This window comes from Mycobacterium sp. ML4, from assembly GCF_054515735.1.
This window is the reverse complement of record NZ_JBTNSY010000006.1, coordinates 96032-108648: the sequence shown is the minus strand read 5'-3', so window position 1 is coordinate 108648 and position 12617 is coordinate 96032. Positions and strand designations below refer to the sequence as shown.

13 protein-coding genes are annotated in these 12617 nt (G+C 64.2%); 4 read left to right on the top strand and 9 right to left on the bottom strand.

Features of this window, described 5'->3' with window-relative positions:
- Positions 1 to 80 precede the first annotated feature (80 nt).
- Positions 81 to 794 carry a TetR/AcrR family transcriptional regulator gene (locus tag ACX9NE_RS08275; RefSeq protein WP_459361203.1) on the top strand — a complete coding sequence of 238 codons (714 nt, stop codon included), beginning with the start codon at positions 81 to 83 and terminating at the stop codon, positions 792 to 794.
- 162 nt (positions 795 to 956) lie between these two features.
- Positions 957 to 1820 (top strand): cyclopropane mycolic acid synthase PcaA, encoded by an 864-nt coding sequence (pcaA, locus tag ACX9NE_RS08270; protein ID WP_459361202.1) that lies wholly within the window; start codon positions 957 to 959, stop codon positions 1818 to 1820.
- A 119-nt stretch (positions 1821 to 1939) separates the two neighbouring features.
- Here the strand turns inward: pcaA and ACX9NE_RS08265 are convergent, their stop codons facing one another.
- The 3 genes from ACX9NE_RS08265 to ACX9NE_RS08255 form a co-directional block, all read right to left on the bottom strand.
- The gene (locus tag ACX9NE_RS08265) at positions 1940 to 2794 is read right to left on the bottom strand and encodes a 3-hydroxybutyryl-CoA dehydrogenase (protein ID WP_459361201.1); all 855 of its coding nucleotides are present in this window, start codon (positions 2792 to 2794) and stop codon (positions 1940 to 1942) included.
- A gap of 99 nt (positions 2795 to 2893) precedes the next feature.
- On the bottom strand, positions 2894 to 4180 hold the full coding sequence (gene aceA, locus ACX9NE_RS08260) for an isocitrate lyase (RefSeq protein ID WP_459361200.1): 1287 nt from the start codon (positions 4178 to 4180) through the stop codon (positions 2894 to 2896).
- Between the two features lie 294 nt (positions 4181 to 4474).
- Positions 4475 to 5269 (bottom strand): acyl-ACP thioesterase domain-containing protein, encoded by a 795-nt coding sequence (locus ACX9NE_RS08255; RefSeq protein ID WP_459361199.1) that lies wholly within the window; start codon positions 5267 to 5269, stop codon positions 4475 to 4477.
- A gap of 153 nt (positions 5270 to 5422) precedes the next feature.
- On the opposite strand from ACX9NE_RS08255, the gene ramB reads away from it, so the two are divergent.
- Both ramB and ACX9NE_RS08245 read left to right on the top strand, forming a co-directional pair.
- Positions 5423 to 6850, top strand: a complete 1428-nt coding sequence (ramB, locus tag ACX9NE_RS08250; RefSeq protein WP_459361198.1) for an acetate metabolism transcriptional regulator RamB — start codon at positions 5423 to 5425, stop codon at positions 6848 to 6850.
- Entirely contained in the window at positions 6847 to 7410 is a 564-nt protein-coding gene (locus ACX9NE_RS08245) for a carboxymuconolactone decarboxylase family protein (RefSeq protein WP_459361197.1), read from the top strand. The genes ramB and ACX9NE_RS08245 overlap by 4 nt, the downstream gene beginning before the upstream one ends.
- Positions 7411 to 7412: 2 nt before the next feature.
- Here the strand turns inward: ACX9NE_RS08245 and ACX9NE_RS08240 are convergent, their stop codons facing one another.
- From ACX9NE_RS08240 to exaC, 6 genes are all read right to left on the bottom strand, one after another.
- On the bottom strand, positions 7413 to 7706 hold the full coding sequence (locus ACX9NE_RS08240; RefSeq protein WP_459361354.1) for a hypothetical protein: 294 nt from the start codon (positions 7704 to 7706) through the stop codon (positions 7413 to 7415).
- Between the two features lie 53 nt (positions 7707 to 7759).
- On the bottom strand, positions 7760 to 8209 hold the full coding sequence (locus ACX9NE_RS08235) for a hypothetical protein (protein ID WP_459361196.1): 450 nt from the start codon (positions 8207 to 8209) through the stop codon (positions 7760 to 7762).
- 227 nt (positions 8210 to 8436) lie between these two features.
- The gene (gene lpdA, locus ACX9NE_RS08230) at positions 8437 to 9840 is read right to left on the bottom strand and encodes a dihydrolipoyl dehydrogenase (protein WP_459361195.1); all 1404 of its coding nucleotides are present in this window, start codon (positions 9838 to 9840) and stop codon (positions 8437 to 8439) included.
- A gap of 22 nt (positions 9841 to 9862) precedes the next feature.
- Complete coding sequence (locus ACX9NE_RS08225) at positions 9863 to 10402, bottom strand: hypothetical protein (RefSeq protein ID WP_459361353.1); 540 nt, start codon at positions 10400 to 10402, stop codon at positions 9863 to 9865.
- A gap of 79 nt (positions 10403 to 10481) precedes the next feature.
- Complete coding sequence (locus tag ACX9NE_RS08220) at positions 10482 to 10760, bottom strand: putative holin (RefSeq protein WP_459361194.1); 279 nt, start codon at positions 10758 to 10760, stop codon at positions 10482 to 10484.
- Between the two features lie 292 nt (positions 10761 to 11052).
- On the bottom strand, positions 11053 to 12576 hold the full coding sequence (exaC, locus tag ACX9NE_RS08215; RefSeq protein ID WP_459361193.1) for an acetaldehyde dehydrogenase ExaC: 1524 nt from the start codon (positions 12574 to 12576) through the stop codon (positions 11053 to 11055).
- Between the last annotated feature and the right edge of the window lie 41 nt (positions 12577 to 12617).

Here is a 12617-nt window from a genome sequence, read left to right as displayed (position 1 = left end):
CAGTCCGGGCGATCCGCCGAACGGACCCCCCGCAAGCCGTAGTATCGATCCGTCCAGGAAGCGAATGGGAATCGGCGACAGTGGCACAACACATCCCCGCTCGGAACGCAAAGACCGACGGCCGCAAGCGGCGATGGCACCAGCACAAGGTGGACCGCCGCAACGAGTTGGTCGACGGCACCATCGAGGCGATCCGTCGGCAGAGCCGCTTCCTCAGCATGGACGAAATCGCCGCCGAGATCGGCGTGTCCAAGACCGTCCTCTACCGGTACTTCGTCGACAAGAACGACCTCACCACGGCCGTGATGATGCGCTTCGCGCAGACCACCTTGATTCCGAACATGGCCGCGGCGCTGTCGTCCGACCTCGACGGCTACGACCTGACCCGTGAAGTCATCCGGGTCTACGTCGAAACCGTGGCGGCCGAGCCGGAACCCTACGGGTTCGTGATGGCCAACAGCTCGGGCAGCAAGAGCAAAGTCATCGCCGACTCCGAGCGGATCATTGCCCGCATGATCGCCGTGATGCTGCGCCGCAGGATGCGCGAGGTCGGCATGGACGTCGGCGGCGTGGAGCCGTGGGCCTATCTGATCGTCGGCGGTGTGCAATTGGCCACACACTCGTGGATGTCTGACCCTCGCATGACCAGCGACGAGTTGATCGACTATCTGAGCATGCTGAGTTGGAGCGCGTTGTGTGGAATCGTCGAGGCTGGGGGGTCCCTGGAGAAGTTCCGGGCACAGCCGCATCCGTCGCCGGTTGTGCCGGCCTGGCAGCAGCGCACGCAGGGGTGACAGCGCACCGCCGGAAGCCGTCACCGGCCCTGGAGTGACGCAGGGCTGGCGACTGCATGTCCCGGCAGCGGCTAGCATGCAGGAGATGCATCGGGGCCACTGCGGGTCCAACTCGTCGGTTAGTTGACCGGGCGCACCGATAGACAGAAAGGCTGACATCGTATGGCAGTGCAGCTGACGCCGCACTTCGGCAACGTGCAGGCGCACTACGACCTGTCCGATGAGTTCTTCCGTCTGTTCCTGGACCCCACCAAGACATACAGCTGTGCGTACTTCGAGCGCGACGACATGACGCTGGAGGAGGCGCAGATCGCGAAGATTGACCTTGCCTTGGGCAAGCTCAATCTCGAGCCGGGGATGACGTTGCTGGACATCGGCTGCGGCTGGGGTGCCACCATGCGGCGCGCGATCGAGAAGTACGACGTCAACGTTGTGGGGCTGACGCTGTCGGAGAACCAGGCCGCCCACGTGCAGAAGAAGTTCGACGAACTGGACACGCCACGGACCAGGCGGGTCCTGCTGGAGGGCTGGGAGAAATTTCACGAGCCAGTCGACCGCATCGTGTCGATCGGCGCGTTCGAACACTTCGGCCGTCAGCGCTACCCACGGTTTTTCAAGATGGCCTACCAGGTGCTGCCAAGCGACGGCATCATGTTGCTGCACACGATCGTGCGGCCCACCTTCAAGGAAGCCAGGGCCAAGGGCCTGCCGCTGACGCATGAGATCGTGCATTTCAGCCAGTTCATCCTGGCGGAGATCTTCCCGGGCGGTTATCTGCCGACCGTTCCGGTGGTCGAGGAACAATCCGCGGCGGCGGGCTTCACGATGAAGCGGATCCAGTCGCTGCAATCGCACTACGCGCGGACCCTGGAGATCTGGGCCGCCGCGCTCGAGGCCAAGAAGGACCTGGCGATCGCCATTCAGTCGGAGAAGGTCTACGACCGCTACATGAAGTACCTGACGGGCTGCGCGAAGCTGTTCCGCGAGGGATACACCGACGTCGACCAGTTCACTCTGGCAAAATAGCCCGGGTTTACCTGGCTTTCCGCGGGCCGGCTCAGGCCTGCCCGCCGTTGGCTGTGGAACAGTCTGAGCCGCAACGAGATAAGGCCGCGGAGGCGACGTGTGGCCGCGCTCGCGTCGGGTCAGTACGTGTAGAAACCCCGGCCCGATTTCTTGCCCAGCAAACCCGCCTCGACCATTCGCTGCAACAGCGGCGGCGGGCCGTAGAGCGGCTCCTTGAACTCGTCGTACATCTTGTCGGCGATCAGCTTCAGCGTGTCCAGGCCAACGAGGTCGGAGAGTTTCAGGGGGCCCATCGGGTGCGACAATCCGGCGACCACCGCCTTGTCGACGTCCTCGACGGTGGCGAAGCCCGCCTCGACCATTCGAATCGCCGAGAGCAGGTAAGGCACCAGCAGCGCGTTCACCACAAAACCGGATCGGTCTGCGCAGCGCACCACCTGCTTGCCGAGCACTGCGGCAGCAAACTCCTCGGTCCGTCGGGCGGCACCTTGGTCGGTCACCAGGGTGCTGACCAATTCCACCAGCGGGAGCACGGGGACGGGGTTGAAGAAATGCAGACCAAGCACGCGCTGCGGGCTTTTGGTGGCCGCCGCGATCTTCATGATCGGAATGCTCGATGTGTTGGAGGCCAGCACCGCGTCGGGATCGGTGATCACCCGGTCCAGCTCGGCGAAGACGTCGGCTTTGACTTTCTCGTCCTCGACGATGGCCTCGATGACCAGCTGACGATCGGCGAGGTCTTTGAGGTCGGTGGTGAACGTCAGTAGCCCCAGAGCGCGGTCGCGCTCGCGCTCGGTGACCTTGCCGGCGCTCACCCCCCGCTCCAGCGACTTGACGATGCGGTTACGGCCGGCGGTGATCAGCGCATCCGTGGTCTCGAATACCGTCACGGCCACGCCGGCGCGCACCGAAACTTCCGCGATGCCCGAACCCATCTGTCCGGCGCCCACGACACCCACCCGCTCAATCGCCACCCTGTGCTCCTCTCATCAGCGCGAGCAGACGCAAAATCGCATCAATTGCGCTGCAAAAGTGCGATTTTGCGTCTGCTCGGCAGACTAGCTCAACCTAACTCAGTGGAATTGGCCCTCTTCGGTGGAGCCCGCCAGGGCGGTCGTCGACGAGTTCGGGTCGACAGTGGTGGCGATCCGGTCGAAGTAGCCGGCACCCACCTCGCGCTGGTGCTTGGTGGCGGTGTAGCCGCGCTCCTCGGCCGCGAACTCGCGCTCCTGCAGCTCGACGTACGCGCTCATCTGCTTGCGCGCGTAGCCGTGAGCCAGATCGAACATCGAGTAGTTGAGGGCGTGGAAGCCGGCCAGCGTGATGAACTGGAACTTGAAGCCCATCGCACCCAGCTCCTTCTGGAACTTGGCAATCGTGTCGTCGTCGAGGTGCTTGCGCCAGTTGAACGATGGCGAGCAGTTGTACGCCAGCAGCTGGTCGGGGAATTCGCTCTTGACGCCCTCGGCGAACTTCTTGGCGAGCTCCAGGTCCGGAGTACCGGTCTCCATCCAGATCAGGTCGGAGTACGGTGCGTAGGCCTTGGCGCGGGCGATGCAGGGCTCCAGCCCATTCTTTACGCGGTAGAACCCCTCGTTGGTGCGCTCACCGGTGATGAACGGACGGTCCCGCTCGTCGACGTCGGAGGTGATCAGCGTGGCGGCCTCGGCGTCGGTCCTGGCGATGACAACCGTAGGCACATCCGCAACGTCGGCGGCCAACCGGGCCGAGGTCAGGGTGCGGATGTGCTGCTGGGTGGGGATCAGCACCTTGCCGCCCAGGTGGCCGCACTTCTTCTCGGAGGCCAGCTGGTCCTCCCAGTGCGAACCGGCAACACCGGCGGCGATCATCGCCTTCTGCAGCTCGTACACGTTGAGCGCCCCACCAAAGCCGGCCTCACCGTCGGCGACGATCGGCGCCAGCCAGTTCTGCACCGACCGGTCACCCTCGACCTTGGCGATCTCGTCGGCACGCAGCAGGGCGTTGTTGATGCGGCGCACCACCTGCGGCACCGAGTTGGCCGGGTAGAGGCTCTGGTCCGGGTAGGTGTGGCCGGAGAGGTTGGCGTCGCCGGCGACCTGCCAACCGGACAGGTAGATGGCTTTCAGGCCGGCGCGGACCTGCTGGACCGCCATGTTGCCGGTCAGCGCACCCAGCGCGTTGACGAAGTCCATCTCGTGCAACTGCTCCCACAGCACCTCGGCGCCGCGGCGAGCCAGGGTGTGCTCCTCGACGACGTGACCCTGCAGCGCCACGACGTCCTGCGGCGTGTAGGTGCGCTCGATGCCCTTCCAGCGGGGGTTGTGGTCCCAGTCGTGCTGAATCTGCTCAGCGCTCTTCGGGGTGCCGACGACAGACATGTGGCTGCTCCTTACGGTCATTCTTTGACTGAAATTTGCCTGCGATGAGCCGGGCCCATCGCCGCGCGAATGGAAGCTAGAGGTTCAACTTCACCGAACTTCACTGACGTGCTAACTCGACCATGGCACAGCGCATTCCCGCAGGTCCACCCATTTAACTTGCGAATTTCGGCTATGACTTGTGGTCATTTTGCGAACTTTGCGAAGCTGGCGAATTACTGAACCGGTTCAGTAGCTACCGCCCGGTAACCGAAACCCGCAGGTCATCGGCAATTTACCGGGACGCTTGTCCGGTTAGACAGTGAACAACGCGGCAACGGCTTTCGTCTCGTCGCCGACGGCATATGTGAGCGTTGTAACAGTCCGGTCGACCAGCTCCGGACCGAACAGTTCGGTCGAGCCGGGCGGATGGACATGGGAGATGATCTCCAATTTGTCGCCCAGGGCCACCGGCGCCTCGTGCTCGATGGTCACGCGCAGCGGCAGGGCCAGCACCTCGGGGTGCGACGCCAGGTAATCCTCGACGACGCTCCAGTAGACCGAGTTGTTCATGTGATCGAACAGGTCGATGTCGGTTACCCGCACCGGGAAATCGTGGATCTCGGTTGCGTCTTCGCGGTTGCCCGGCTTCAAGTAGCCCTTCCAGCGCAGCCGTTCCACCGTCGTGGTTTTGTGCAGACCCGCGAGGAAGTCGTCGGCGATGCGCGCGGGCATCTCGGTTTCCTTGTTGACGTGGATCCAGAACGCCTCGGACTCGATCAGGCCGCCCTTGCGTCCGTCGATGCGCACCCGCATCTCACACCACCGATTGGAGGTGCCCGAACACCAGCGCCGGCACCGCAGCATGTCCTGGAACTCGATGGGACGGATCAGGTCCACCATGGTTCGGCGCACGATCCAGAGCGGATGGGTCTCCTCGAAGCCCATCTCGCGCAACTGGTCCTGGCCGATGTCCTGGATGTGCCGGCATGCCGCGTCCAAGCGCAGCCGGCCCGTCGGGTCGATGTCACCGACGCGCAGCGGCCATTCGCGATCGAAAACATCGGGGCTACCGTCGGGCACCGGCATCAAATTTTTATCCAGGCTCACGGCGCTGCTCCCCGTTTCCTCCTCGTGCGAGAACCAGGTTAACCCTGGGAACGTCGAAGCGAATCATGCCAACGACTCCCGCGAAATTCCAATTTGAACCGGCATGCCAACCGTGCAAAGCAGGCCTTCGCAACAGCGATTAGGCTGATCAGAGTGTCCAAGACGTTCGTCGGCGCGCGCGTCCGACAACTCCGCAGCGAGCGCGGATTCAGCCAGGCAGCGTTGGCCCAGATGCTGGATATCTCGCCGAGCTATCTCAACCAGATCGAACACGACGTGCGTCCGTTGACGGTTGCCGTGCTGCTGCGCATCACCGAGTTGTTCGGGGTGGACGCGACCTTTTTCGCCTCTCAGGACGATACGCGATTGGTCGCCGAACTGCGCGAGGTGACGATGGACCGCGATCTGGGCATCGATGTCGACCCGACAGAGATCGCCGACGTCGTCAACGCCCACCCGAACTTGGCGCGGGCGGTGGTCAACCTGCACCGCCGCTACCGGATCACCACCGCTCAGTTGGCCGCAGCCACCGAAGAGCGCTACTTCGACGGCAGCAGTGGCAGCGGATCGATCACCATGCCGCACGAGGAGGTCCGCGACTACTTCTACGAACGCCAGAACTATCTGCACGAGCTGGACACCGCAGCCGAACAGCTGACCGTCAAGATGCGGATGCACCATGGCGACCTCGCCCGGGAGCTGACTCGCCGGCTCACCGAGGTACACGGGGTGCACATCACCAGGCGCATCGATCTGGGCGATGCCGTGCTGCACCGTTACGACCCCCACACCAAGACGCTGGAGATGAGCAACCACCTCGCCCCGGGCCAACAGGTGTTCAAGATGGCCGCAGAGTTGGCGTACCTGGAATTCGGCGACCTTATCGACAGCCTGGTAACCGACGGCAAGTTCACCAGCGAGGAGTCACGTAGGCTCGCCCGGCTCGGGCTGGCCAACTACTTCGCCGCGGCCGCCGTGCTGCCCTACCGTCAATTCCACGACGTCGCGGAGAACTTCCGCTATGACGTCGAGCGGTTGTCGGCCTTCTACCTGGTCAGCTACGAGACCATCGCGCACCGCCTGTCCACGTTGCAACGTCCTTCGATGCGCGGCGTGCCGTTGTCGTTCGTCCGCGTCGACCGCGCTGGGAACATGTCAAAGCGGCAGTCCGCCACCGGTTTTCACTTCTCCTCCACCGGAGGCACCTGCCCGCTGTGGAACGTCTACGAGACCTTCGCCAGTCCCGGCAAAATTCTGGTACAGATCGCTCAAATGCCCGACGGTCGCAACTACATGTGGGTGGCCCGTACCGTCGAACGGCGTGCGGCCCGGTATGGTCAGCCCGGAAAAACCTTTGCGATCGGGCTCGGCTGCGAACTTCGCCAGGCGCACCGACTCGTCTACTCAGAGGGGCTGAGCTTGTCTGGGGACTTGGAATTGATTGCTACGCCGATCGGAGCCGGCTGCCGGGTCTGCGAACGCGACAACTGCCCGCAACGGGCGTTCCCCGCACTGGGGCGTGCGCTCGATATCGACGAGCATCGCAGTACCGTTTCGCCGTACCTGGTGAAGCAAGCATGACCGGCAATGGGGTCGGCATCCCATCCGGACGGCTGCGGCAGCTGGGCCCGGTCAACTGGGTCGTCGCAAAATTGGCAGCGCGCAAGGTCCGGGCTCCGGAGATGCACCTGTTCACCACGCTCGGTTCCCGGCAGGGGCTGTTCTGGACCTGGGCGATCTATTCGGGACGGCTGTTGCGGGGCCGGTTACCGACGATCGACACCGAGTTGGTCATCCTGCGGGTGGCCCATCTGCGGTCCTGCGAATACGAACTGCAGCATCATCGCGGGATGGCGCGCAAAGCAGGTCTGGATGCCCAGACGCAGGCGACGATTTTCGCCTGGCCCGACGCGCCGGTCGGCGACGGGCCCCGCAAGGTACTCAGCGCCCGTCAGCAGGCGTTGTTGAACGCGACCGACGAACTGATCAGGGACCGCACCGTCTCCGAACCGACCTGGCGGCAGCTGGCAAGTCACCTCAACCGGGCGAGGTTGATCGAATTCTGCTTGCTGGCAACGCAATACGACGGACTGGCCGCCACCATAAGCGCTCTGCGGATTCCGCTCGACAACCCGCAGTAGCGTCAGAAATACAGATTGGCGAGCACGGCCAGCGTCAGTGCCACCGGAAGCACGGGTAGCCCGAAGGCGAACGCCGACCATCCGTACCGCTGCCGCCAACGCATCAGCAGGCCACCGATCACGGCGCCGACCGCCAGCGCACCGGACAACACCAGCACCGCCAGGCTCCACGTGCTCACCGTCGTGACGTCGTCGCCGATGGTGATCGCCGCGAGCCAAGAGGCATAGCCGACGATCAACCCGCTGATCGCGCCGACCACTACCGGCGCGTGCCGAGACTCCTCGTCGCGGGACATGAACACCTGGCGATGGTATCGCCCGCGGTCCTCGCGGCTGCCAAGCGCTCGTCCTAGCCGATTCGGGTAAGGCTGAAACTGTCGTGGCGATCGTCGACTGAGCAGGGCGGCGCGGTGTGCGAGAAGTCGACTTCGCCGGTGAGCGTCACGGGGTCCCACCACTGAGTCACGACGATCGGATGGGTTCCGCCGCCGAGAGTCATGTCATTTGCCCAGTACGTCGGGCATTCGAGACCGTCGGGGACGAGCCGCGAATTGGTGAAACGGCCGTTTTCCAGGTGTGCTTGAAAACTTCGCCCTGACGCGGTCGTCACGTGGGCGACGCAGTGCGGGCTGCAGGTGGTTCTGATCGTCCACGTCCCGGTGTCGCCGTCTTCGTCGACGTAGTGGTACACGCCGTCCATCGTCACGGACTCGGCACCGGCCGGCGGCGCCGGCGCGCCCAGCCCCAGCCCCAGTCCGAACATGACGCCGATCACCGCGGGGAAAGCCTTAAGTTTCATGCGTGAACTGTATATCCAGAAATATACTTCGTCTATAACCCCCGGATCAGCGCCCGCGCATTCATAGAAAGTGCATGTAATAGCTGCTGATGGGCGTTATCCGCGCAACGCCTGCCTTGCGCTCGAGGAGACCACGAACCCGTGGCACCCGGACGTTCCAATCTCCCCGTGATCGGTTCCGCGCATCCGGGAGGACGACCGCTGCCGACGCGCGCGCGTCGCGACGGCTAGAAGTTGATCATGTGACCGATCAGGCCGTGGAAGCACTCCTGCAGCGCCTCGGACATGGTCGGGTGGGTATGTACGTTGCGGGCCAGTTCGTTGGCGGTCAGGTCCCACTTCTGGGCCAGCGTGAGTTCCGGCAACAGCTCGGACACGTCGTGACCCACCAAATGTCCGCCGATCAGCTCGCCGTACTTGGCGTCGGCGATGAGCTTGACGAAACCGCTGGGGTCCCCGACACCGTGCGCCTTGGCGTTGGCGGTGAACGGGAATTTGGCCACCACCACGTCATGGCCCTCGTCGCGAGCCTGCTCCTCGGTGAGACCGAAGCTGGCCACATTGGGCTGACAGAACGTGGCGCGCGGCAGCATCCGGTAGTCCCCCAGCGCCAAAGTCTCTGCCCCGGCGATTGTTTCGGCCGCAACCACACCCATGGCCTCGGCAACATGGGCCAGCATCAGCTTGGCGGTGACATCGCCGATCGCGTAGATGTGCGGCACGCTGGTCTGCATATAGTCGGTGATGCCGATCGCCTTGCGATCGGTGAGCGCCACCCCGGCCTTGTCCAGCCCGTAGCCTTCGACGTTGGGCGCGAAACCGATTGCCTGCAATACCTTCTCGGCCTTGAGTTCCTCGGACTTACCGTCCCTGCTGACGCTGATCGTGACGCCGCCTTCGCTGGAGCCGCTGTCGGTGATGGACTCGACCTTGGTGCCGCTGAGGACCTTGACGCCGAGTTTCTTGAAGGCCTTCTCGATTTCCTTGGAGGAATCGGCGTCCTCGTTGGGCAGCGCGCGGGGCAGGAACTCGACGATCGTGACGTCGACGCCGTAGTTCTTCATGACGTAGCCGAACTCCATGCCGATGGCGCCGGCGCCGGCGATGACGATCGACTTCGGCAGCTCGCGCGTCATGATCAGCTCTTCATAGGTCACCACGTTCTCCGACAGCGACGTGCCGGGGACCAGGCGGGTGCTGCTGCCGGTGGCGATGATGGCGTTGTCGAACGTGACCTCCTCGGTCCCGCCGTCGTTGAGTTCCACCGAAATGGTGTGGGTGTCGGTGAATTTGCCGTACCCGTGAATCTCGGTGATCTTGTTTTTCTTCATCAGGTAATGCACGCCGGCCACCCGGCCTTCGGCCACCTTGCGGCTGCGGTCGAACGCCACCCCGAAGTCGAAGGTGGCTTCTCCGCTGATGCCGAAGGCTTTGGCTTCCTTGGTGAAGATGTGGGCGAGTTCGGCGTTGCGCAGCAATGCCTTTGACGGGATGCAGCCGACGTTGAGGCAGACGCCGCCCCAATATTTCGGTTCGATGATTGCGGTGTTCAACCCGAGCTGTGCGGCACGTATGGCTGCGACATATCCGCCGGGACCTGCTCCGAGAACGACGACGTCATAGTGGGTCACGGAACTCACCCTAGTGGCACGGTTATTCGGGCACTACGCCCAGCTGGCAGGGTGTCGTCACGTGCTCGCAGTAGTAGGAGCCGTGCAGCGGCGCCGCGGCGACCACGGAGGCGAAGGGCGCCGACATCACGGCGATGGCCAACGCCGCCACCAGCGGCTTGGACTCCACCATCGCGAGAATCAGACCGGCCACGGTGCAGGCCACGACGTACCCGAACGTCGCGAACACCGGCGGGGTCTTGTCGATGGTGTGGTACCACCAGTAGTACAAACTCAGGCCGAAAACCGCGGCGAAGAACCACGCCCCGAACAGCACCAGCACAAATTTCCACCATTTGAGGTATAGGTAGCGACCCGGGACGAGCACCGGCCCCGGGGCTTCGGTCGCCGCATCACCTCCGCCATCCGGCTGCGCAACCGCGGTGGGCGTCGTCGTCGCGGCGGGCTTGGACTCCTGCACCGGCTCTCTGAGACCGTCCAGCGGCAGCGATGGCTGAGAACTGGTGTCGAAATCCGGCACGAACGGCACCGAGGGTTCGCCGCCGTCGTACCTGGGCACCAGCGGCACTTCGCCGGAGGCGAAATCCGGCACGAAGGGCTCGGTTCCCGGACCAGCGTCGTGCCCCTGCTCGGGCTTGTTATCAACCACCGGACACCACCTGCAGCGCGACGAGCATTCCCAACCAGCCCGGCCCCACCGCCAGGATCGCCGCCCCCAGCAGGGTCACCCATCGGCGACCAGAGAACAGGATCACCGCCAAGCCCAGGACGGCGGGTATCCCGACGACCAGTGCGACGGCGATGTCCGGCCGAACCCGGGCATGGATGAGCAGGCTGGACGCCACCGCCAACAACTGCCCCACCGCGCTGCCGACGAGCATGGCGGCCGCCAGCAGCCAGGCACGCGGAAGGGGAATCACGGTAGACGACCTTACTGAATCACCGAGGCGGGATCGGGTATGTTCCCGGCGAGTTTTCGGTCACAACATGGCCTCGTATCGGCGGCCCTCGGCCACGCTCGTACGCCGCTTCGGTGATCGCGGGTTCGGCTTGTCGCAGTTCACTTTCGGCATCGGTGAAGACCTGGCCCCGGCTGAGAAACCGCATGCCCGCCCCGGTCACCGACAAGGAAGTGGCCGGGTGGGTAACCCATCGGCGACGACCCGTCCCGCAGGTCGGTGGCGGAGGCGGAGAAGAGCGCCCCCGGGATCGTCAGAAGAAGCCCTGCGCCTTCTCGGAGTAGGACACCAGCAGGTTTTTGGTCTGCTGGTAATGCTCCAGCGCCATCTTGTGGCCCTCCCGTCCGAAGCCGGACTGCTTGTAGCCGCCGAAGGCGGAATGCGGCGGGTAGACGTGGTAGCAGTTGACCCACACCCGTCCGGCCTTGATGTCGCGGCCCGCACGGTAGGCGGTGTTGCCATTGCGGCTCCACACCCCGGCGCCCAGGCCGTACAGGGTGTCGTTGGCGATGCTGATCGCGTCGTCGTAGTCGTCGAACGGCGTCACCGCCACCACCGGCCCGAAGATCTCCTCCTGGAAGATCCGCATCTTGTTGTTGCCGCTGAAGATCGTCGGCTGCACGTAGAAGCCGCCGGACAGGTCGCCGCCCAGGTCGGCGCGCTCGCCGCCGGTGATGACCTTGGCGCCTTCCCCTTTGCCGATCTCGATGTAGGACAGGATCTTCTCCAGCTGGTCGTTGGAGGCTTGCGAGCCCAGCATGGTCTCGGAGTCCAGCGGGTCGCCCTGCCGGACGGCCTTGGTCCGGATCGCGGCCAGTTCCAGGAATTCGTCGTGGATGTCGGACTGAACCAGACTGCGCGACGGGCAGGTGCAGACCTCGCCCTGGTTGAGAGCGAACATGGTGAAGCCTTCCAGCGCCTTGTCCTGGAAGTCGTCGCCGGCGGCCATCACGTCGGAGAAGAAGATGTTAGGACTCTTGCCGCCGAGCTCGAGGGTGACCGGAATCAGATTCTGCGAGGCGTATTGCATGATCAGTCGCCCGGTGGTGGTCTCGCCGGTGAATGCGACCTTGGCGATCCGGTTGCTGGAGGCCAGCGGCTTGCCTGCTTCGGCGCCGAAGCCGTTGACGATGTTGACGACTCCGGGCGGCAGCAGGTCACCGATGAGCGACATCAGGTACAGGATCGAGGCCGGGGTCTGCTCGGCCGGCTTGAGCACCACCGCATTGCCGGCCGCCAGGGCCGGGGCCAGTTTCCACGCGCCCATCAGGATCGGGAAGTTCCACGGGATGATCTGCCCGACCACGCCGAGCGGTTCGTGGAAGTGGTAGGCGACGGTGTCGTCGTCGATCTGGGACAACGCACCTTCCTGAGACCGGATCGCGGCCGCGAAATACCGGAAATGATCCGCGGCCAGCGGGATGTCGGCGGCGATCGCTTCGCGGATCGGTTTGCCGTTGTCCCAGACTTCGGCCACCGCCAGCGCGGCGGTGTTCTCGTCGATTCGGTCGGCAATCTTGTTCAGGATCGCGGCCCGCTCGGCCGGGGACGTCTTGCCCCACGCGGGTGCCGCGGAATGTGCGGCGTCCAGGGCCTTTTCGATGTCGGATCCGTCCGATCGCGGGATCTCGCAGAACGGTTGGCCGGTGACCGGCGACGGGTCCTCGAAGTAGCGTCCCCCGACGGGCGCCACCCACTCCCCGCCGATGAAGTTTCCGTATCGCGATTCATACGACATCAGCGCCCCGGAAGTACCGGGACGTGCAAAGACAGGCATCTGCTCGGCTCCTCGTTAGTTCATGTAATACAGGTCACACT

What these genes read in the sequence shown, in the direction of transcription:
- pcaA (WP_459361202.1), top strand. Translation starts at nt 957, where the DNA reads ATGGCAGTGCAGCTGACGCCGCACTTCGGCAACGTGCAGGCGCACTAC.
- aceA (WP_459361200.1), bottom strand. Translation starts at nt 4,180, where the DNA reads ATGTCTGTCGTCGGCACCCCGAAGAGCGCTGAGCAGATTCAGCACGAC.
- ACX9NE_RS08245 (WP_459361197.1), top strand. Translation starts at nt 6,847, where the DNA reads ATGACCGGCAATGGGGTCGGCATCCCATCCGGACGGCTGCGGCAGCTG.
- ACX9NE_RS08240 (WP_459361354.1), bottom strand. Translation starts at nt 7,706, where the DNA reads ATGTCCCGCGACGAGGAGTCTCGGCACGCGCCGGTAGTGGTCGGCGCG.
- ACX9NE_RS08235 (WP_459361196.1), bottom strand. Translation starts at nt 8,209, where the DNA reads ATGAAACTTAAGGCTTTCCCCGCGGTGATCGGCGTCATGTTCGGACTG.
- exaC (WP_459361193.1), bottom strand. Translation starts at nt 12,576, where the DNA reads ATGCCTGTCTTTGCACGTCCCGGTACTTCCGGGGCGCTGATGTCGTAT.